The organism is Micromonospora sp. LOL_023 (assembly GCF_048060115.1).
Taxonomy (GTDB): domain Bacteria; phylum Actinomycetota; class Actinomycetes; order Mycobacteriales; family Micromonosporaceae; genus Micromonospora_E.
Window position 1 is genome coordinate 128,575 of sequence record NZ_JBHMIM010000006.1, and the last position, 19,426, is coordinate 148,000.

20 protein-coding genes and 1 tRNA gene are annotated in these 19,426 nt (G+C 68.3%); 12 read left to right on the forward strand and 9 right to left on the reverse strand.

Annotated elements, in window-relative coordinates; translation table 11 throughout:
- Nucleotides 1–156: 156 nt before the first annotated feature.
- A complete protein-coding gene (locus ACFHVL_RS05410) occupies nucleotides 157–420 on the reverse strand; it encodes a cell division protein CrgA (protein WP_416625955.1) in 264 nt (87 codons plus the stop codon).
- Between the two features lie 230 nt (nucleotides 421–650).
- Between ACFHVL_RS05410 and ACFHVL_RS05415 the strand changes: the two genes are divergently transcribed.
- The 4 genes from ACFHVL_RS05415 to ACFHVL_RS05430 are packed head-to-tail and all read left to right on the forward strand — an operon-like array spanning nucleotide 651 to nucleotide 3,733.
- Nucleotides 651–1,463 carry a DUF881 domain-containing protein gene (locus ACFHVL_RS05415; RefSeq protein ID WP_416625956.1) on the forward strand — a complete coding sequence of 271 codons (813 nt, stop codon included), beginning with the start codon at nucleotides 651–653 and terminating at the stop codon, nucleotides 1,461–1,463.
- Nucleotides 1,460–2,692, forward strand: coding sequence for a class E sortase (locus ACFHVL_RS05420; RefSeq protein ID WP_416625957.1), 1,233 nt, complete (start codon nucleotides 1,460–1,462; stop codon nucleotides 2,690–2,692). Before ACFHVL_RS05415 ends, ACFHVL_RS05420 begins: the two co-directional genes overlap by 4 nt.
- Before the next feature lies 1 nt (nucleotide 2,693).
- Nucleotides 2,694–3,068, forward strand: a complete 375-nt coding sequence (locus tag ACFHVL_RS05425) for a hypothetical protein (RefSeq protein WP_416625958.1) — start codon at nucleotides 2,694–2,696, stop codon at nucleotides 3,066–3,068.
- A gap of 14 nt (nucleotides 3,069–3,082) precedes the next feature.
- Nucleotides 3,083–3,733 (forward strand): aminodeoxychorismate/anthranilate synthase component II, encoded by a 651-nt coding sequence (locus ACFHVL_RS05430; RefSeq protein ID WP_416625959.1) that lies wholly within the window; start codon nucleotides 3,083–3,085, stop codon nucleotides 3,731–3,733.
- A 72-nt stretch (nucleotides 3,734–3,805) separates the two neighbouring features.
- Here the strand turns inward: ACFHVL_RS05430 and pknB are convergent, their stop codons facing one another.
- From pknB to ACFHVL_RS05465, 7 genes are all read right to left on the reverse strand, one after another.
- Nucleotides 3,806–5,662 carry a Stk1 family PASTA domain-containing Ser/Thr kinase gene (gene pknB, locus ACFHVL_RS05435; protein ID WP_416625960.1) on the reverse strand — a complete coding sequence of 619 codons (1,857 nt, stop codon included), beginning with the start codon at nucleotides 5,660–5,662 and terminating at the stop codon, nucleotides 3,806–3,808.
- Nucleotides 5,659–7,092, reverse strand: a complete 1,434-nt coding sequence (locus ACFHVL_RS05440) for a protein kinase domain-containing protein (RefSeq protein ID WP_416625961.1) — start codon at nucleotides 7,090–7,092, stop codon at nucleotides 5,659–5,661. The genes pknB and ACFHVL_RS05440 overlap by 4 nt, the downstream gene beginning before the upstream one ends.
- Before the next feature lies 1 nt (nucleotide 7,093).
- A complete protein-coding gene (locus tag ACFHVL_RS05445) occupies nucleotides 7,094–8,602 on the reverse strand; it encodes a peptidoglycan D,D-transpeptidase FtsI family protein (protein ID WP_416625962.1) in 1,509 nt (502 codons plus the stop codon).
- Nucleotides 8,599–10,041, reverse strand: a complete 1,443-nt coding sequence (locus tag ACFHVL_RS05450) for an FtsW/RodA/SpoVE family cell cycle protein (RefSeq protein WP_416625978.1) — start codon at nucleotides 10,039–10,041, stop codon at nucleotides 8,599–8,601. The genes ACFHVL_RS05445 and ACFHVL_RS05450 overlap by 4 nt, the downstream gene beginning before the upstream one ends.
- A 79-nt stretch (nucleotides 10,042–10,120) precedes the next feature.
- Nucleotides 10,121–11,587, reverse strand: a complete 1,467-nt coding sequence (locus ACFHVL_RS05455; RefSeq protein ID WP_416625963.1) for a PP2C family protein-serine/threonine phosphatase — start codon at nucleotides 11,585–11,587, stop codon at nucleotides 10,121–10,123.
- Nucleotides 11,584–12,066, reverse strand: coding sequence for an FHA domain-containing protein (locus ACFHVL_RS05460; RefSeq protein WP_416625964.1), 483 nt, complete (start codon nucleotides 12,064–12,066; stop codon nucleotides 11,584–11,586). The genes ACFHVL_RS05455 and ACFHVL_RS05460 overlap by 4 nt, the downstream gene beginning before the upstream one ends.
- Nucleotides 12,067–12,068: 2 nt before the next feature.
- Nucleotides 12,069–12,881: an FhaA domain-containing protein gene (locus ACFHVL_RS05465; RefSeq protein WP_416625965.1), complete on the reverse strand. Its 813-nt coding sequence runs from the start codon at nucleotides 12,879–12,881 to the stop codon at nucleotides 12,069–12,071.
- A 245-nt stretch (nucleotides 12,882–13,126) separates the two neighbouring features.
- On the opposite strand from ACFHVL_RS05465, the gene ACFHVL_RS05470 reads away from it, so the two are divergent.
- The 6 genes from ACFHVL_RS05470 to ACFHVL_RS05495 all read left to right on the forward strand — a co-directional run bounded on the left by ACFHVL_RS05470 (nucleotide 13,127) and on the right by ACFHVL_RS05495 (nucleotide 17,197).
- Nucleotides 13,127–13,209: transfer RNA gene (locus ACFHVL_RS05470), tRNA-Leu, on the forward strand.
- Nucleotides 13,210–13,348: 139 nt separating this feature from the next.
- On the forward strand, nucleotides 13,349–14,422 hold the full coding sequence (locus tag ACFHVL_RS05475; protein WP_416625966.1) for an NAD-dependent epimerase/dehydratase family protein: 1,074 nt from the start codon (nucleotides 13,349–13,351) through the stop codon (nucleotides 14,420–14,422).
- Nucleotides 14,419–15,225, forward strand: a complete 807-nt coding sequence (locus ACFHVL_RS05480; RefSeq protein ID WP_416625979.1) for a WecB/TagA/CpsF family glycosyltransferase — start codon at nucleotides 14,419–14,421, stop codon at nucleotides 15,223–15,225. Before ACFHVL_RS05475 ends, ACFHVL_RS05480 begins: the two co-directional genes overlap by 4 nt.
- A gap of 200 nt (nucleotides 15,226–15,425) precedes the next feature.
- Nucleotides 15,426–15,626: a type II toxin-antitoxin system prevent-host-death family antitoxin gene (locus ACFHVL_RS05485; protein ID WP_416625967.1), complete on the forward strand. Its 201-nt coding sequence runs from the start codon at nucleotides 15,426–15,428 to the stop codon at nucleotides 15,624–15,626.
- 285 nt (nucleotides 15,627–15,911) lie between these two features.
- Complete coding sequence (locus tag ACFHVL_RS05490; protein WP_416625968.1) at nucleotides 15,912–16,604, forward strand: hypothetical protein; 693 nt, start codon at nucleotides 15,912–15,914, stop codon at nucleotides 16,602–16,604.
- A 218-nt stretch (nucleotides 16,605–16,822) separates the two neighbouring features.
- Nucleotides 16,823–17,197 (forward strand): hypothetical protein, encoded by a 375-nt coding sequence (locus ACFHVL_RS05495; RefSeq protein WP_416625969.1) that lies wholly within the window; start codon nucleotides 16,823–16,825, stop codon nucleotides 17,195–17,197.
- 52 nt (nucleotides 17,198–17,249) lie between these two features.
- On the opposite strand, the gene ACFHVL_RS05500 is transcribed toward ACFHVL_RS05495, so the two are convergent.
- Nucleotides 17,250–18,413, reverse strand: coding sequence for an XRE family transcriptional regulator (locus ACFHVL_RS05500; RefSeq protein WP_416625970.1), 1,164 nt, complete (start codon nucleotides 18,411–18,413; stop codon nucleotides 17,250–17,252).
- Between the two features lie 487 nt (nucleotides 18,414–18,900).
- On the opposite strand from ACFHVL_RS05500, the gene ACFHVL_RS05505 reads away from it, so the two are divergent.
- Together ACFHVL_RS05505 and ACFHVL_RS05510 are read left to right on the forward strand one after the other, a co-directional pair.
- On the forward strand, nucleotides 18,901–19,113 hold the full coding sequence (locus ACFHVL_RS05505; protein WP_416625971.1) for a hypothetical protein: 213 nt from the start codon (nucleotides 18,901–18,903) through the stop codon (nucleotides 19,111–19,113).
- Between the two features lie 70 nt (nucleotides 19,114–19,183).
- Nucleotides 19,184–19,426, forward strand: a 243-nt coding sequence (locus ACFHVL_RS05510) for a hypothetical protein (protein ID WP_416625972.1), incomplete at its 3' end; no start/stop codon positions are given.

Sequence of the window (19,426 nt, forward strand, 5' to 3'; positions counted from 1 at the left end):
CGGTCACCGGAGCCAGCCTACCGCGAAGTTACCAGCGAGTAATGTAGCTGATCCGCGACAGACCGCTGTCCAGTACCGCCACCCTATGCAGAACGACCGTTCCGCCGCCGACCGGGGCAAGCAAACGAGCAGGTCAGACGACCACCGCCGCCCGGGTCAGCGCCAGCGGGAGAGCAGGATGAGCGAACTCACCATCGCGCCGAACCCGACCGCCAGGTTCCAGTAGCCCCAGGACGCGACCGGGTAGGCCGTCTCCGACAGGTAGTACACCACCAGCCAGCCGATACCGAAGACGATCAGCGAGACCGCCGCGATCGGCAACCAGATCGGGCTCGGCTTGCTGGTGGCCGCCGTCTGGCTGGGCCGGACGTCGGTCGGCGGGGTGTAGACCTTCTTCTTGCGAACCTGCGACTTTGGCACGACGCTCTCCTGGTGGCGATAATCCGGCCCGGCAACCGGACGCAGCGGCGACGGTCCATGGCCAATAATGTTCAAGAGCTAGCGTAGTCAAGTTGGCGCGATCCGGCCATGGACGGCGGCAGGACAGTGGCGACATTTGGGCACAACCGGGACGACCAGCTGCAATAAGCACCCTGGGCGGCCCACTATTTGGACAGTTGTCGATGGCTGGCTGGCGAGAGGGGCTGAGGATGGAGTACACCTCCGGCAGCGCATCCTGGCGTGACATCGTCGGGCGCGCCCTACGCGGTCTGCTCCGTCGCCGCCGTACCGGCCAGCAACCAGGCTGGTCCCCCGGAGTCCCGCTGATCGCTCTGCTCGCCGGACTGCTCTTCACCACCACCGCCACCACCGCCGGCGGCACCGCGCTGCGCGAGGACCGTCGACCACAGCTCACCCATCTGATCGACGAACGGCGCACCCAGTTGGTCGCCGCCGAGGACCGAGCCGCCCGGCTCCGCGACGAGGTCGACCAGCAGGCGATCATCGTGGCCGGCCGAGACCAACCCGTCGCCGAACAGCGGGCACGGGTGGCGGCCAACCGACCGGCCGCAGGCTTCACCGCACTGGCCGGGCCGGGGATCATCATCGAGCTCGACGACGCGCCTCGACTGGCCGAGCTACCCGACGGGGCCAGCAACGACGACCTGGTGGTGCACCAGAGCGACGTGCAGGCGGTCGTCAACGCGCTCTGGGCCGGCGGTGCCGAAGCCATGTCAATCATGGATGTACGGGTGTTGACGACCAGCGCGGTACGCTGTGTCGGAAACACGTTGTTGCTGCACGGCGAGGTCTACTCGCCCCCCTTCCAGATCGCCGCGATCGGTGACCCGAACGCCCTGCGACAGGCACTGGACGAGTCGGAAGGGGTGCAGTGGTTCAGGAACGCCGTGACCCACTACCAAGTTGGTTACCGCGAGACGGTCGAGGCGGAGCTGACGGTGCCAGCATTCGACGGATCGACGACACTGCGACACACGACGGTGCCGGAGTCGGCCCGATGACCCGGCACGCGTCGCCTGAGCAGCCCGACCAGCGGAGCGGATACGAGCGGCGCCACGCGTACCCGCCGGAAGACGCCACCGCGGTCATCCCCCGCTTCACCGGTCCGGCCGCGCCGCCACCGGCCGTACCCGCCGACCTGGGATGGCCGCCGCCGCCGACGACGGCGGGGACGGCGTACGAGGCCATGTACCGGCCTCAGCAGGCCGGTCAGCCGCCGGGACCCTACCCCGGCGGCCACCCGGCCGATGCCGGGCAGCCCCGCACGCCGGAGCCGAACGCCGCAGCGCACACCACCGTGCTGCCGGCCTACCGGGGCGACCAGGCAGCCTCCACCACCGTGCTACCAGTCGTCATCAGCAGCTATCAGCCGCAGCCTGACGGCAACACCCGACGTCCTGACGGCACATCCGGCGATTCACCCGGGGCCGCCGGCGACCAGGATGAGCGCGGGCCGGCACCGCGCCGTGGCGAGCGCGTCGTCAAACTGCGCCCGGAACGCACGAACAGCGGCTACAAGAGCGTCTACTCGGAGCTGACCCGCCCCACGATCTGGTCCCGGCTGCGGACCACGGCCCGGGTCTCGGGTGAGTTGCTGATCACCTTCGGCATGATCGTACTGCTCTTCGCCGGCTACGAGATATGGGGCAAGTCGGTCATCGTCAACGCCCACCAGAGCGACCTGAGCGAGCAACTCGCCCAGCAGTGGGCCGAGGTGCCGGCCCCGGTCGTCAGCGAGGGGCCGTCGCCGGCACCGACCACCCCGGCACCGCAGGTGCAGGGCACCCCGGTCGCCGGGCTCTACATCCCCAAACTGGACAAGAACTGGATCGTCGTCCAGGGCGTCGAGCAGGACGACATCCGCTACGCGCCCGGCCACTATCCGGAAAGCGCCGACCCCGGTCAGGTCGGCAACTTCTCCGTCGCCGGCCACCGCAACCCGGCCACCTTCTGGCGGCTGGACGAGCTTGGCGAGGGCGACACCATCGTCCTCGAGGACCGGGACACCTGGCATGTGTACGCGGTGACCCGCAACCACATCGTGCTGCCGAACCAGACCGAGGTCGTCGCCCCGGTGCCCGGAGACCGACAGGCGAGCCCGACCGAAGCCATGCTCACCCTGACCACCTGTCACCCGAAGTTCGACAACTACCAGCGGCTGATCGTGCACGCCGCGCTGGTCCGCAGCCAACCCAAGGCCGACGGCCGCCCAGCAGAGCTCGGCGGCTGAGATGTACGCCTGGATCTGGCGCAAGCTCCCGTTCGGGCTGCCCGGAAAGCTGATCGGCTCCTTGCTGCTCGCCGGCCTCACCGTGATGCTGCTGTGGTTCGTGGTCTTCCCGTGGGCCGAGCCCTTGCTGCCGTTCGACGACGTCCAGGTCACCGAGGGAGACTTCACCGACGGTGACCCGGGCGGTGGACCCGTTGACGGCGGCGGTGGCGAGCCGGGCAGTGGCGAGCCGGGCAGTGGTGAGCCGGGCAGTGGCGAGCCGGGCAGTGGCGAGCCGGGCAGTGGCGAGCCGGGCAGTGGCGACCTCGACGATTTCGAGTTGCCGTACGACACCGAGACGAACAACCCCGTACCACCTGATGTGACCGACGACTAGGGCAAGGTGGCCACGTGCGCGTACTGGTGATCGACAACTACGACTCGTTCGTGTTCAACATCGTGCAGTACCTCGGCCAGCTCGGCGCCGAATGCGAGGTGCGACGCAACGACCAGCTCACCGTCGAAGAGGTCGGCTCACTCGACGTCGCCGGAGTGCTGCTCTCCCCTGGACCGGGTGACCCGGGCCGGGCCGGGATCTGCCTCGACGTGATCCGGTACTACGCGGGCCAACTGCCGATCTTCGGCGTCTGCCTCGGCCACCAGGCGATCGGAGCCGCGTACGGCGGGGTGGTGGAGCGCGCGCCCGAATTGCTGCACGGCAAGACGTCGCTGGTGCACCACACCGGCGCCGGCGTGTTGTCCGGCCTGCCGGTGCCGTTCACCGCCACCCGCTACCACTCGCTCGCTGTCCGGGAAGACAGCCTCCCGGCCGAGATCGAGGTGACTGGGCGGACCCCGTCCGGCGTGGTGATGGCGATGCGCCACCGTAGCCTGCCGCTGGAAGGCGTGCAGTTCCATCCCGAGTCGGTACTCACCGAGGGCGGGCATCTGATGTTGGCGAACTGGCTCGCCGGCTGTGGCCTGCCCGGGGCCCGGGAGCGGGTACCGCAGCTCGCGGCAGCGGTCGAGGCCCGCCGCCGCTCCGCCTTCTCGACGGTCTGAGCGACCGAACTGCGTCGATCTCCGCTGCCCGGCCGGGCAGCGGAGATCGGTCGGTCAGCCCGGGTCGATCGGTCAGAGCAGGTCGGACAGCCGGGGGGTGGGCAGCAGACTGCCGAGGCCCCCGCCGCCGCCGCCGCCGGCGGCACCACCGGTGCCCGGCGCGCCAGACCCGCCAGCTTCGCCACCGTCGTCGGGCGGGGAGGGCGTCGGGCTGGGCGAAAGCGACGGCGTCGGGGAGGGCGTCGGGGAGGGCGGTGGCTCCTCCTCCCGGGGCTGGGATACCACAATGTCGATCCGCGAGTTGACCCGCCGGTTACCGCTGTTCGGGTCCTGGCTGGTGACCCGCCCGGCATCGGCCGGCTCGACCGGGTCGCCCTCGATCACCCGGGGGTCGAATCCGGCGTTGGTCAAGGTGGCGATCGCGTCCGCCTCCCGGTCCCCGACCACGTTCGGGACCGGACGTAGGTTGTAGAGGGACACGTGCACCTCGACGGTGCTGCCATGTTCGACGAGTTCGCCTTCGGCCGGCACCTCGACCACCTGGTCCTTGGGCGCCGAACTGTCGACCTCCACGAACTCGGCCACCAGGCCACGCTCGGTCAGCGAAACCTCGGCCGCGGCGCGGGTGAAGCCCTCCAATGATGGCACCTGCACACTCCCCGGGCCGGCGCAGACGGTCAGCTCCACCTCGGTGGCCGGCTCCACCTCGCCCGGCTGCGGAGACTGCCCGACGACCTCGTTCAATGTGCAGTCCGGATCGTCCCGGGGAGTGGTGGCGACCCCCAGGCTCAGGCCGTTGAGCAGGCGCGTGGCCTCCTCGAGCGTCTCCCCGACCAGGTTCGGCAGGGTGACCGTCGTCGGCGGCTCTTCGCCATCACCGAGATTCGCCCGGATCAGCCCGGAGGCCAGGGCCACGACCGCGAGCACGCCGAGCACGCTGAGCCCGGCGATGACCGCCGGCGAGGTGCGGCGCGGCGGCGGTCCGCCGACGCCGGCCGGGATCCGCTGGGTGGCGCCGGTACGCCCGGCGGCGGCCATCGCGACGGTCTCGTCCTCGCGCAGCACCGGGGTGGCCAGCACCGGCCGGCCGGTCGCTGCCCGCAGCAGGTCGGCGCGCATCTCGCCAGCGCTCTGGTAACGGTTCAACGGGTTCTTCGCCAGCGCCTTCAGCGCGATCGCGTCGACCGACGGGGTGACGTCGCGGTTGATCTCACTCGGTGCCCGCGGCTCCTCCCGGACATGCTGGTACGCGACACTGACCGGGCTGTCGCCGACGAACGGCGGATGGCCACAGAGCAGCTCGAAGAGCACACAACCGGCCGCGTACACGTCCGAGCGGGCGTCGACAGATTCGCCACGGGCCTGCTCGGGGGAGAGATACTGGGCGGTGCCGATCACCGCGGACGTCTGGGTCATCGTGGTGGCGCCGCTGGCCAGCGCCCGGGCGATCCCGAAGTCCATCACCTTGACCTGGCTGGTCTGGGTGAGCATCACGTTGCCGGGCTTGATGTCGCGGTGGATGATGCCGTGCCGGTGGCTGAACTCGAGCGCGGCGCAGATGTCGGCGCAGATCTCCATCGCCCGACGCGGGTTCAGCCGGCCCTCGGCCGCCAGCACCTCCTTGAGGGTGTGGCCGTTGACGAACTCCATGACGATGAACGGCAGGGTCTCGCCGGTGGGCGCGTACTCCTCACCGGTGTCGTAGACCGCGACGATGGCCGGGTGGTTGAGGGAGGCGGAGTTCTGCGCCTCGCGCCGGAAACGCTCCTGGAACGTGCGGTCTCGGGCGAGGTCGGCGCGCAGCATCTTGATCGCGACGTCCCGGCCGAGCCTCAGGTCACGGCCGCGATGGACCTCGGCCATGCCGCCGTATCCGAGCAGCTCGCCGACCTGGTACCTGCCACCTAACAGGCGGGCCTGGGCGGTCATCGTCCTTGTCGTCCTTCGCTCGTTTGGTCGTCGTCCGGCCGGGCCATGTCGTGTGCTTCCACAGACGGTACGGCTCCCACACCAACTTCGACGCGTTCGGATGCCATCTGGTTCTCAGCCGTAACCAATCGCACCACGGGCTCTCCGAAAGCGTTCGAGTTGCCGTCGCCGTTGGTGAGCAGGAAGCCGATCAGGCCAGCGCACAGCAGTACGACGAGCGCACCGAGGATGATCGCCAGGACGGTGAAGAGTTGCCGGCTGAAGCTCCCGGACCGATTCTGGACGGCAGGGGGGCGGTTGTACCCGTACGGGTTGGCCGGGTGATGCTGGTTGGCTACCGGTTGCCGTACCGGTGTACTGGGGCGATGGTATCCGGTCGGGTAGCCCCCCTGCATCACCGGCGAGGTAGGCGGGCGGTGACCCGGCGGACCGGACACCTGCGGACTCATCGGCGGGCGGGGCGGGGGTGCCATCGGCCCGGGTGACATCGGTCCGACCGGGGAGACCGGTGCACCCGAGGTCGGCCGGGGCGCGACCGGTGGGCGGCTCTGGGGGTTGTGCGGCACACCGGGCGGATGGGGCTGTCCGGCACCCGGCGGGCGGGGCTGTCCGGCGAGGGTGGTGGCGGCCTGACGGGACACTGCGGCCATGGCGGCAGCGTTCTGCCAACGGGCCCCCGGGTCCTTGGCCAACGCCCGGTCGACGATGCTCCGGACGACCGGCGGGGTGTCCGAGGGCAGAGCCCTCGGCATCTCTCGGACATGCTTCATAGCGATTTCGAGCGGATTGTCACCTTCGAAGGGTCGCCGTCCGGACAGGCACTGATAGGCGACCACACCGAGGGCGTACACATCCGACGCGGGCGTCGCGACGGCGCCGGAGGCCTGCTCCGGCGAGATGTACGAGGCGGTGCCGAGCACCGAACCGGCGGCGGTCAACTGCCCGACCATCGCCGACCGGGCGATACCGAAGTCCGTCAGCACCAGGGTGCCGTTCGGGCGGACCAGCAGGTTGCCCGGCTTGACGTCGCGGTGCACGATGCCCTTGTCATGGGCGGCATGCAGGGCGTCGGCCGCCTGGGCGACCAGGGCCATGGTGCGGGCCGGCGTGAGCCGGCCGACCCGCGACAGCGTCCGTGACAGCGCGTCACCCTCGACGTACTCCATCACCAGGAAGGCGATGTGCTGGTCGCTGCCGTAGTCGTAGACGTCGACCACGCCGGGGTGGTTGATGGTGGCCATGGTGCGGGCCTCGCCACGGAACCGCTCGGCGAACCCGGGCTCCTCCAGCAACGCCGGCAGCAGGCTCTTGACCGCCACGGTACGCCCGAGCACCTCGTCGGTGCCCCGCCACACGTCGCCCATCCCGCCGCTGGCGATCCGCTCGTCGAGGCGGTACCGCCCGCCGAGGAGAACCCCGGAACTCAACATGTCATCGCCCCTCACGTTCGGCGATGAGAGCCCGCATGATCTGGCCGGAGATCCGGGTGGCTTCGGCGCTACCGCCGTTGCCGGCATTTTCCAGCACCACGCAGACCGCGGAGATTGGCTGCCCGTCGTCGGACATCGCGAAGCCGATGAACCACCCGTGGTCCTTGTCGTTCTCGCCAGCCTGCGCGGTACCGGTCTTACCACCGACGGTGTAGCCGTCGATCCGCGCGTTGCGGCCGGTGCCGGCGCGCACCACATTGACCATCATCTCCTGCAGGTCGGTGGCGACCGAGGAGCTGACCGACTCACGCAGCTCGCGCGGGTCGGCGGTGTAGAAACTGCTGGTGCGGTCCGCGTGCAGCAACTGCTGCACCAGGTACGGGCGCATCTGAGTGCCGCCGTTGGCCACCGCCGCCGCGATCATCGCGCCTTCCAGCGGGGTCATCCGGACGTTGTTCTGGCCGATCGACGACTGGGCCAGCGCGGCGCCGTCCTCACCACCGTCCGGGTTCTGGATGTCGCCGGTGCGGCTGGACGCCACCGGCAGCCCACTGTCGCCGTTGGTCCGCCCGACGACCAGTTCGTCGTCTTCGAAACCGAAGTCGCGGGCCTTGTCCTTGACCGCCTCGGCTCCGAGCGCCACGCCGAGCTTCGCGAACCCGGTGTTGCAGGAGTCGGTCAACGCAGTGATCAACGTCACTTCATCCTGCGGGCAGATCGACGGCACGGCGTTACGGATGTCGGTGCCCGAATCGGGGTGCCGGTAGACCGGTCCGGCGGAGATCGGCGTGTCGATCGTGGTGCCATTCTCCAGTGCGGCCGCGGCGACCACGACCTTGAAGGTGGATCCGGGCGGCAGCACTTCACCGAGCGCCCGGTTGTTCAGTGGTTTGTCCGGGTCACCCTCCAGCGCGTTGAACGCCTCCTGAGCCGCGCCGGTGTCGTGGCCACCCAGCGGGTTGGGGTCGTAGCTGGGGATGGAGACCAGCGCCTGGATCGCCCCCGTCCGGGGGTCGATCGCGACCGCGGCACCCCGGCTCACGCCGACCCGGTTCTCCGACAGCTGCTGGTAGGCGGTCTCCTGGGCCCGGCGGTTGATGGAGAGCAGCACGTTGCCCCCACCGGTCTCCTCACCGGTGAAGACGTCCCGGACCCGGTCGGCGAAGAGCTGATCGCTGGTGCCGGCGAGGAACTCGTTCTCCGCTCGCTCGATGCCGATCGCCGCCAGGTTCACCGGTTTGTAGCCGATCACGTGCGCGTACAGCTCGTTGTCCGGGTAGGTACGCAGGAACTTCAACTCGCCTTCGGTCTCGGTACTGGTGGCCAGCGCCCGGCCACCCGCCTCGATGTTGCCGCGCTGGCGGTCGTACTCGGCAACCTGCACCCGGCCGTTGTAGTCGCTGGTGCGGTAGCTCTCGGCCTTGTATCCCTGGACCCAGTTGAGGTTCGCGAACAGCAGACCGAACAGGACGATGATGACCACGCCGACCCGGCGTAGCGGGGCGTTCATCGGCGGATCACCTCCGTTGGAGCGCCGTGCAGCTGCACGGGCGGGCCGGCCGGCGTACCCGGCGTGCGGGTCTCGGCACCGACGACCGGCCGGCGGCCCGCGTCGGAGATTCGCAGGAACATCGCGATCAGCAGCCAGTTCGCCATCAACGACGAGCCACCGGCGGACAGGAACGGCGTGGTCTGACCGGTGAGTGGGATGAGCCCGCTGATGCCGCCGACGATCACGAAGACCTGCAGGGACAGGGTGAACGCCAGACCGCCGGCGAGCAGCTTGCCGAACGAGTCCCGGACCGCCAGGCCGGCGCGCAACCCACGCTCGGCGATCAGCAAGTAGATGACCAGCAGGGCGGACAGGCCGAAGAGCCCGATCTCCTCGCCGATGCCGGCGAAGATGAAGTCGTTGTGTACCTCGGGCACCTTGAGTGGCTGGCCACCCCCTGGCCCGGCGCCGAACAGACCTCCGGTGCCGAGCCCCAGCAGTCCTTGCACCAACTGATAACCGTCGCTGTACGGGTCCTGGAAGGGGTCGAGCCAGATGTTCGCCCGCTGGTAGAAGTTGGCAAACGGGCCACCGACGAGTTCGCCGAGGTAGTAGGCCAGGAACGCGCCGCCGAAGAAGAGCAGCAGACCGATGATCAGCCAGCTCACCCGCTCGGTGGCGATGTAGAGCGTCACCACGAACATTCCGAAGTACAGCAGCGAGGTGCCGAGGTCCTTCTGGAACACCAGAACCATGACGCTGAGCAGCCAGACCACGAGCACCGGGCCGAGGTCCCGGCCACGCGGAAAGTCGATGCCGAGCACCCGACGGCTGGCCAGCGACAGGACCTCACGTTTACGGACCAGGTAGTAGGCGAAGAACGACAGCAGGGCCAGCTTCGCGAACTCGCCCGGCTGGATCGAGAACCCACCGACCAGGATCCAGAGCTTGGCGCCGTTGATCTCGGAGTACTGGGCCGGCAGCACCGCCGGGATCATCACCAGTACGATGCCGGCCAACCCGAGGGTGTACGCGTATCGGGCGACGATCTGGTGGTCACGCACCAGGATGAGCAGACCGGCGGCGAGCACCACTGCGGCGAGGGTCCAGGCGAGTTGCCGGCCCCCGGTCCCGGCGAAGATCGGATAGTCGAGGCGCTCGGCGGCGGCCACCCTGGCCATGTCGTAACGGCGGAGAAAGCCGACGCCGATGCCGTTGAGCAGGGCGACGGCCGGTAGTAGGGCCGGATCGGCGTACGGCGCGAAGAACCGGATGACCAGGTGCAGGCCGACGAAGACCGCGCCGAGCACGGCCGTGGGCACCCAGAAACCGGGTCGGATCGTGCCAAGCACCGCCGATTCGGCGGCAGCCGAATACAGCGCCACCACCGACAGCGCGAGCGCCAGCAGGCCCAACTCGGCATTGCGTCGGGTCCGTAACGATCGGACCCGCGGCATCTCACCGGTGATCGCCGGCGGTGGGGCGGGTCCGACTGGCGCCGTCACTGGGATTCCTTCACGTCGCTCGCCCCGGGTCTCAGCCGACCGGCCGGCAACCGGCCGGGTTGGTCACCGGTGGGACCGGCTCGACTGGTGGGGCATCCGGACTGGCCTGCGGGTCGCTTGGCGCGGGGGTGCCCGGCGTGGGTGAGTTGACGACGTCGGGGTCGGCGGGATCCGGCGTGCCGGTGGGGTCGACCGCCGGGCTGGGCGTCGGACTCGGGGTGGGACTCGGCGTCGGGCTGGGCGTCGGGTCCGGCGTCGGCGGGCAGAGCGGCTTCAGGTTGGGGTTGTCCGGCTCGTCCCGGATCAACTCCAGCAGGTGCCGCTGTGCGTCGGCCTCGCTGCCCGCGTGGATACCGCGCTTCACCCGGTCCTGGGCGACAGAGGTCAGGTCCAGCAGGGCGGTGTCGCTGCGTTCGTGCACCGTCGAGAGGCTGACGCCAGCGATTTCCCCGGGCATTCCCTGGAAGATCGCCAGCTGTCCGTCACCGGTGGCACCGACGTAGTACTGCCGTTGGGTGTAGTTCCAGCCGGCCCAGAGCCCGCCGCCGAGGATGCCGAACAGCACGACCAGAACGATCGCCGCGCGCAGCGGACGCCGACGGGGCCGCTCCGGGTCGTCGTCCAACCCGGCGGCCGGAGAATCGGCCTGCTCAGGAGCGGCGGCCCTCGGTGCGGACAGGGCGGAGGCCCTGGCCGCCGGGGTGGAATCGTCGGCCGCAGTGGCCATGCCCCGGTCCCGGGCGGCGGCACCACCGACGATCGGGGCCTGCTCGTGGATGCTCTGGTCGGTCGCGTCGGCGACGACGACGGTGATGTTGTCCGGACCACCGCCACGCAGCGCCAACTGCACCAGGCGCTCCACGCACTGCTGCAGGTCGGCGTACTCACGCAGCGTGTCGGCGATGGTCTCGGCACTGACCACGCCGGAGAGCCCGTCGCTGCAGATCAGGTAGCGGTCACCGGCGACGACCTGCCGGACCGAGTACTCTGGGTCGATGTCGCGGCCGTCCAATGCCCGGGTCAGCAGCGAACGCTGCGGATGGCTACTCGCCTCCTCCGCGCTGATCCGGCCCTCGTCGACCAACATCTGGACGTAGGTGTCGTCCTTGGTGATCTGTGCGAACTCGCCGTTGCGCAGCAGGTACGCCCGGGAGTCGCCGATGTGCACCATGCCGATCTTGCTGCCCGAGAAGAGCGTCGCGGTCAGCGTGGTGCCCATCCCCTCCAGCTGGGGATTGGCGTCGACGGTGTCCCGTAGATGCTGGTTGGCCACGCTGACGGCGGAGCGTAACGCGTCGACCAGGGCGTCCCCGGGAACGTCCTCGTCCAGTGGGGCAAGGGCCCCGATGACGATGTTGCTGGCGACGTCACCGGCGGCCATCCCGCCCATCCCGTCGGCCACGGCGAGCAGCCGTGGCCCGGCGAAGACGGAGTCCTGATTTCCGTCGCGGATCAGTCCACGGTCACTGTGAGCGGCATAGCGCAGGGTCAGAGTCATGGCCGTAACTCAAGAGATGTGCGGCCGATACGGATCGGCACGGCGAGGGGTACGGGGGTGGGTCCGGTGACCTTAGCGCGGTCCAGGTAGGTCCCGTTAGTGGAACCCGTGTCTTCGATGAACCACTGGCCGTCCCGGGGCATCAGCCGGGCGTGTCGGGCTGACGCGTAATCGTCTGTGATCACCAGGGTGGAGTCTTCCGCTCGCCCGATAGTGATCGGGCTTTCACCCAGAGTTATTCGAGTACCGGCCAGCTGCCCTGCGGTCACTACGAGCTGGCGTGCAGCCCGCCCCCGTTTGACCTTGGCTGGCCGGGCCTGCGCCGCCGTAGAGCCCACACCTCGCGGAGCCGCCACCAGGCGGCTGGAGCGGGCGCCAGCGAAGAGATCCCGGCGGATCACACCGACGACCGTGAACACGAAGATCCACAGCAGGACGATGAAGCCGATGCGGGCAACGACAACGACAAATTCGGGCAAGGCTATCCATCCACTCGGAACGTGAGCGTGGTCGTTCCGAGCTGGATCATGTCACCAGGGTTGAGCGCGACTGCAGAGACCCGCTGCCCGTTGACCATGGTCCCGTTGGTTGACCCGAGGTCGGTCAGCACGACCTGCGATCCGTCGAAGTCCAGCCGGGCGTGTCGGCGGGAGATCCCCACGTCGGGCAGCCGCAGATTGGCCTGGTCACCCCGGCCGATCACGGTCGAGCCCATCTGCAGCGGGTAGGTCCGGCCGTCACCGGAGACCAGCCGGATGTTGCGCCCGCCACCGGCGGGCGACTGCGGCGGCTGGCCGTACCCGGCAGGTTGCTGCTGCTCGTACGGCGGGTATCCGCCGTGGCCGCCACCGCCGGGCATGTCGTAACCCGACTGCTGCACCGGGGCGACGTCGCCACCGGTGAACACCTCTGCCGTGACCCGGAACATCCCGGTGTCCAGACCGTCGCCCCGCTCGATCTCGACGATCACGTCGCCGTAGACCGTCCAGGCCTGCTCACCGATGAACTCGGCCTGTGACTGGGCCAGCTCCTGCGCCAGTGCCGCCGCGTACGGCGCCAACCGACTGTGGTCGTACGGCGAGAGATCGATCACGTAGCGGTTGGGCACGAGGGTACGCCCACCGGCCAGGATCGCCTTGTGGGCCTCGGCCTCCCGCTGCATCGCGTTGAGGATCTCCACCGGGTGCACGACACCCTTGAACACCTTGGCGAAGGCCCCTTCGACTAGGCCTTCCAGACGCTTCTCAAAGCGTTGCAGCACGCTCACCGGCTCCTCCTCGGGTTCCGAGGACATGATGGTATCCGGCCGTCGCCCGTGCCACCTGCACGCCGATCGACCACTCTTCCCGACCTGCCCCGAACGGCCGGCACCTCCCGTGCTACTCTTCGCCGGGCGTCACGGGCGATTACCGACCGGGACGACCAGGGACAGCGTAGTATGTCCCGGCACCTGCCAGCGGGTGACCCCGACCGACACCCCCAGCGGGATCGGAAAGGACCGTCCGGGTTAGTCTTGGACCGACTGCCTGGACAGCATCCGGGGAAGTGGCGGAATGGCAGACGCGCACGGTTCAGGTCCGTGTGCCCGAAAGGGCGTGGGGGTTCAACTCCCCCCTTCCCCACCGTGAGTACGGGCGGCTTCACCGCCTGTACTCAAAGGTTCTCGACAAGAAGGCTCCGCCACCAGGCGGAGCCTTCTTGCACATCTTGTCCAGATATGCTCTTGATCGTTCCTCCGCCCCCCCAGCTCAGGAGTGTCGTGTGAGCGTCGCGTTGGTTACCGGTTCCGGTGGTCTGATCGGATCGGAGGCGGTTCGGCACTTCGCCGGCCTCGGCCTGGACGTGGTGGGCATCGACAACGACATGCGCCGCGAGTTCTTCGGCCCCGAGGCGTCCACCGCCTGGAACGTGGCCCTACTGCAACGTGACCTCGGTGCCGCGTACGCCCATCAGGCGGTGGACATCCGCGACCGCGACGCCCTGGCGGGCCTGTTCCGGCGGTACGGCCGGGACATCGCCGTGGTGATCCACACCGCCGCGCAGCCGTCGCACGACTGGGCGGTGCGCGACCCGTTCACCGACTTCGACGTCAACGCCGGCGGCACCCTCAACGTGCTGCAGAACGTCCGGGAACACTGCCCCGAGGCACCGGTGATCCACTGCTCCACCAACAAGGTGTACGGCGACCGGCCGAACAGCCTGCCGCTGATCGAGCAGGAGACCCGGTGGGAGATCACCCCGGACCACCCGTACGCGGGCGGGATCACCGAGGACATGTCGATCGACGCCTGCCTGCACTCGGTCTTCGGCGCGTCGAAGGTAGCCGCCGACATCATGGTGCAGGAGTACGGCCGCTACTTCGGCATCCGTACCGCCTGCTTCCGGGGCGGCACGCTGACCGGGCCGGCGCATTCGGCGACCGAGCTGCACGGCTTCCTCGGCTACCTGATGCGCTGCAACATGGAGCGGCGGACCTACAAGATCTTCGGGTACGGCGGCAAAATGGTCAGGGACGCGATCCACAGCCATGATGTGGTCTCCGCCTTCGAGGCGTTCTTCCGCGACCCGCGCCCGGCGGCGGTCTACAACCTCGGCGGCGGCCGGCACTCCAACTGCTCGCACCTGGAGGCGTTCGCCCTGGCCGAGCAGATCACCGGCGAAGAGATGCTCACCGAGTACCAGGAGGCCAACCGGGTCGGCGACCACCAGTGGTGGATCGGCTCGAACGCCGCTTTCCAGCGTGACTACCCTGGCTGGAAGCAGGTCTACGACGTGCCGATGATCCTGCAGGAGATCTACCAGGCCAACGTCGACAAGTGGATGCCGCAGAAATGATCGACAAAGGCAAGCGCAACGTCCTCGGCGTGCTGGTCGACGCCGTCGACTACGAGGCCGCCAGCGAGCGGCTGATCGAAGCCGCCCGGGAGCGACGCCCGCTGGCGATGACCGCGCTCGCCGTACACGGGGTGATGACCGGGGTGCTCGACCCGGCGCACAACGCCCGGCTCAACGCGTTCGACCTGGTCACCCCGGACGGCCAACCAGTGCGCTGGGGGCTCAACCTGCTGCACGGCGCAGGTCTTACCGACCGTGTCTATGGGCCTACCCTGACCCTGCGGGTGCTGCAGCGCTGCGCCGACGAAGGGCTACCGGTCTACCTGTACGGATCCACCGAGGAGACGCTGGCCCGGCTGGTGCCGAAGCTTGAGCAGATGTTCCCGGCGCTGAAACTTGCCGGGGTCGAGTCGTCGAAGTTCCGCTCCGTCCAGCCGGGCGAAGAGGTCGAGATCGCCGACCGGATCCGGGACTCCGGGGCCCGGCTGGTGCTGGTCGGGCTGGGCTGCCCGCGTCAGGAGATCTTCGCGTACGCCATGCGCCCGCTGCTGGACATGCCGCTGATGGCGGTCGGCGCCGCCTTCGACTACCACGCCGGCCTGCTGCGCAAGCCGCCATCCTGGATGCAGCGGTACGCCCTGGAGTGGCTGTGGCGGCTCGGGCTGGAGCCGAAACGCCTGTGGCGCCGCTACGTGATCCTCAACCCGAAGTACCTGAGCCGGCTGGGCGCGCAGAAGCTGGGCATGTGGCAGGCTATCCCGCCGCCGGCAGCCACCGACCGCCCTACCAGCTTCGCCGTCTGACCGCCTGACCACCTGACCCGGCTCCGGGAACGCTGTCCGCGTCCGCGTCCGCCGAGCTGAGTTGCCGCCGGGCAGAACGCTCGCGAGTGGAGGGCTGGGGTACGTAATTCCGCGAGAATTACGTACCCCAGCCCTCCACTCGGGCACGGACGGCGGGCAATCGTCGACGACGGGGCAACACATGTGCCACGGTGGGACGTATGGACGAAATGGGTCTCCGGGAGGTCGCCGAGCGACCGGCAACCGCACTCCGCCCGGTCAGCCCTCGAACCTGGCGCGAGTGGGACGACCTCACCGGCGTCTTCGACCAGCCCACCGACCCAGGGTGGGTAGACGACCGGAACCTGCTCGGCGACGAACTCGGACGTCGGTGGAGCACGGCCCGGCGTATGGGCCTGTGACCGGCGAGGGTGTCGTCCTGGTTGGCACTGCTTTCGCTGACTACGCCGCTGGCCGCGATTCTTCGGCCTGCCACCAGGCCACAACTCTGGCGGCAAGGTTGGCGACTTCTACCTCGGCAAAAAGGCGAGGCCGAAGTGGACCTCAACCCCGGTCACGCAAGAACCGCGCGACATTGCCCGCGTCCGCCCCAGAGGTCAGCCTGGTCAGCAGCGGACCGAGTAGACAGTCGTACTCGTCGTCGCCCGCGTAGAGCAGTTACGCTGGCCCGGACCCAGGCGTACGCGTTGCGGCAGCTCGACGCCATCGCCGAGAAACTGGAGACGGCCAACGTTGGCGACCTGGCCGCGACGTCGAAGGAAGCCGAGATCAAGGTGCAGGAGTGGCTCGCTGCTTTGGCCCGCTGCTTCCAGCTCCAAGACGCGGTCGCCGTGCTCGAACTCGATCGCGTGCTGGACGCGTCCGCAGAAGAGTTGGAGGAGCATCGCGTCGCCATCCGGATCGCCCGGCAGAAGCGCATCGAGCTCATCTTCCGCACCACTGAGCGCCTGATGGCCCGGATGAACACGGCCGCCGACACCGCCAACGCGAAGGTGCTACTCAATCCGACCTCATCGCGCGCCGTGGTGCGGTCGACCAATCACGTTGCGACCATCGTGGTCGATTTCAACGGCCGGTTCGGCGTCGAACGCGACCGCCGGTCATGGGATGCGCGGCGATGGCTCGACGCGGCGGTGGAAGTGCGCGACAAGGTCTTCGAAACCGGGTCCGAGGTGGGTGCCAAGGTTCTCGACACCGGGGCTGAGGTGAAGGACAAGGTTTTGGAGACTGGGGCGGAGGGTGTCGGTGTCGCTAGTCGTTTCAGCATGCAGGCTCTCGGCCGGGCGAGATCGCTGATGGGCAGGGTCTCCGGCGAGACCGCCGAGCGGTCCCAGCGGCAGCTTGATAGTAAAAAGGAAATTGATCAGGAACAACCGTAGAGGTGCAGCCGGCTCTGCCGTCGAATGGTCGCTGACCTCAGCACCGTACCGATCATCACAGCCGCGCGCCGAACGGTTCGACCAGTTCGGCGACCGCATCCAAACCGAGTTGTCGCAGCCTTCGTCAGATTCGTCCGACCATAGTCGAGAAGCCCGGCCCGGCGACCCTGTGCGACAGGTTTCCGTTAAGCCGGCCAGGCACAGAGTAGGATTGTCTCGTGGAAGTTTCGGGAGATTTCGCCAGACTTGTCCTGGAGCAAGCTTCGTCGGCCCATCCCGCTGCAAGAATGGCGCGGGAACTCGGACTGCTCGGCAACTACGGCACCCTGGGGATCTTCTTTCTCATGTCGCAGTCAGGCGAGGTGTTCATCGACGAGGACGACGGAAAGCTGCGCCCCGCCCACGCCGACGAGCACGAGTTCGCCCACGTTCAGGCAGCGCGCCGCTATCCGGAGCTGCGACATCTCATGCCGGATCGTCCGCTCTCAGCCTCGACCTGTCAACTGTGTGCGGGATCAGCCGAGGCTGCGACCGGAGATGGGCGAAACCGGTTTTGCTGCCCTGCCTGCAACACCCGTGGATGGACGATATAGGACGGCGAGGAAGGGCGTTCATGCTTCTGAACTCGGACCGACGGTGCCTGAACTACCGAGAGTCTGCTGGGGTGCTGAGGACTCGTAGCTCGTCCAGGAAGGCCAGAGCCTCAGGGTGGTTCGGGTACCGCTCGTGCAACAGTTGCCCTAGCTCTCGGGAGCACATGAGCAGTGACGGTAGGGACCTGCGATCGCCGGACAGCGCTTGGCGGCCGTAGGCCACCGCCTCCTCGATCTCTCCCTCGCGGGCAGTTACCACCCCCAGCGTCAACCGAGCCTCGGCGTTCCTCATGGGCTTCCGCTCGGTGCCGTCCGGGTCGGTAGATGACCGGATGACTTCGTGGGCGTACATCCCGGCAAGTTTGTCTTCCCTGGCCAACCGGTAGCAGTCCATCGCGTAGAAGTCGAACTTCGACGGGTCGACGACAAAGTGATGGTCGACATCCTCCGGGTAGGGCAGCGACTCCAGGAGCGACCGGCCGCGATCAAGTGCCGTCTCCACTTGTCTGCGGTCCCCGATACGCGCCCACGCCTTGGCCTGCTGCGCTGTTAGCTGCACAGCTACACTTTGACTGGGTGCCTTCGCTACCCCTATCTCAGCTGCGGCTATCGCTCCCCGGTAGTCGCCCTGCGTCAGGGCATACCACGCGCGCATCTCGTGCGCCCACCCCACGACCGCGGCGTCACCTGCCTCCTCACCGAGGGTCAGTGCCGCTCTGCGGGTGCTTTCTGCTTCCCGCCGCAGCCCCAGATCGTATTCGACACACCCAACGAGCAGGGCAACCAGACCAGCAAGCGAGAGAACCTCTCGGTGCTGGGCAAGGGTCAACCGGCGGTCCATGAGACTTGTGAGGCGTCGAAGCCACGCCTTGCCCTCAACGTAGAGCTGATTCGGAGGGGCGTAGGGGTATTCACAGCAAAGCCGGTCGGCTGTGATGCGAAGCGCCTCAAGTAAAGATTCCGAAACATCCGAGGCACGGATGCGGGAGAGGATTTCTAGGGTTTCCAGCCCGCTGTCCGCGAGCAAGTCCGCTTCGACTTGTCCTGCGCTCTGGCGAGGGAAGAAGGCTGCCGTGACGGTGCCGTAGGTCTTGGCAATAAGCGCTTTGTAAAAATGATCGGGCTCTGAGCTACCGGATTCCCACCGCTTCCAATTGCGCAACAGGGTGCTGTCGGAGGGTAGCGGTTCGGCCGCGTGCGCCCTGAGCGCCCGCACCGCATCACTCTGGGACCACCCCCGGGCAGTCCGTTCCGAACGAAGCCGCCGCGCCCACGCCGGTCGCAAGCCTTCTTCCAGCTCATCCCTCATAACTTCGAGTATCCACCACACGGGGGTGATATGGCAGGGGGCTTTGGCCTGTCACCGCAGTGACACCTGTCGCTCACCAAGATCGAGTGGGATCGTTGGCCTATCGACATCCGGTTGTCAACCAAGAAGATGCGGAAGGTCCGGCGAGTACCCCGAGAGCTTGTCCTCAACATTGCGGCGGCCCATTCGGTCGCCCCAGCCCAATCGGAAGGGTTGATGATGATCGTGTTCAGCGCTCTGGCTTCCGGAGTCCTGCTCGGGTTCTTCGTGGGGCTGTTCTGTTTCAAGGTCAAATCCCGGTGGTGCCCCGACTGCGGTCGGCTGACAGTGCCGGCGGCCAATCGGTAGCGGGTCGGCCGGCCGCTCGCCTGCCGATCCCCGGCCCGGTGACGAATTGATCATCGACGGGCGGGCGAGTGTGCAGTTCGCCGCCGGCCGAGGCTTCCGGATCCGGGTGACGACAGTGGACAAAGGCTGGACGTACGACGGTTGGGTCTGGCTCGCCGGCTACGTGCTCGGACCCGACGGGGAAGCCCGTGAACGCCGGGACATCTTCGTCCAACGCGCCGGCCTGCGCTGGGCACCCAGCCCGCACCGACACCGCTGACCCGTGCAGCAACACCACGACATGAACGCGCCCCTTCCACCCGTACCCCCTGTTGAAAGGTGGTCCTGCCGTGCGCAGACTGTTTGACCTGTTCCGCCGGCCGCCGGTGCGTAGCCGCCGCCATCGGCGGTTGCTCGCCGAGATCGCCGAGCACACCCGCGACGCAGCTCAAGCCGCCGCCGGCCAGCGGCGGCCGGCGCGGCAGGCCCCGAACACGGTCGGTCACTACTACGGGCGGCCGATGCGGCCGTCGATCAGCCCCGGCCTGGTCCGCGACCGTCAGTTCGGCGACCGCGTCCGGCGCGGCTGCGAC

Excerpts from the sequence above, each read along its gene's own strand:
- ACFHVL_RS05420 (WP_416625957.1), top strand. The coding sequence starts at position 1,460 with ATGACCCGGCACGCGTCGCCTGAGCAGCCCGACCAGCGGAGCGGATAC.
- ACFHVL_RS05440 (WP_416625961.1), bottom strand. The coding sequence starts at position 7,092 with ATGTTGAGTTCCGGGGTTCTCCTCGGCGGGCGGTACCGCCTCGACGAG.
- ACFHVL_RS05425 (WP_416625958.1), top strand. The coding sequence starts at position 2,694 with ATGTACGCCTGGATCTGGCGCAAGCTCCCGTTCGGGCTGCCCGGAAAG.
- ACFHVL_RS05480 (WP_416625979.1), top strand. The coding sequence starts at position 14,419 with ATGATCGACAAAGGCAAGCGCAACGTCCTCGGCGTGCTGGTCGACGCC.
- pknB (WP_416625960.1), bottom strand. The coding sequence starts at position 5,662 with ATGACCGCCCAGGCCCGCCTGTTAGGTGGCAGGTACCAGGTCGGCGAG.
- ACFHVL_RS05485 (WP_416625967.1), top strand. The coding sequence starts at position 15,426 with ATGGACGAAATGGGTCTCCGGGAGGTCGCCGAGCGACCGGCAACCGCA.
- ACFHVL_RS05415 (WP_416625956.1), top strand. The coding sequence starts at position 651 with ATGGAGTACACCTCCGGCAGCGCATCCTGGCGTGACATCGTCGGGCGC.
- ACFHVL_RS05450 (WP_416625978.1), bottom strand. The coding sequence starts at position 10,041 with ATGCCGCGGGTCCGATCGTTACGGACCCGACGCAATGCCGAGTTGGGC.
- ACFHVL_RS05465 (WP_416625965.1), bottom strand. The coding sequence starts at position 12,881 with ATGTCCTCGGAACCCGAGGAGGAGCCGGTGAGCGTGCTGCAACGCTTT.
- ACFHVL_RS05455 (WP_416625963.1), bottom strand. The coding sequence starts at position 11,587 with ATGACTCTGACCCTGCGCTATGCCGCTCACAGTGACCGTGGACTGATC.
- ACFHVL_RS05445 (WP_416625962.1), bottom strand. The coding sequence starts at position 8,602 with ATGAACGCCCCGCTACGCCGGGTCGGCGTGGTCATCATCGTCCTGTTC.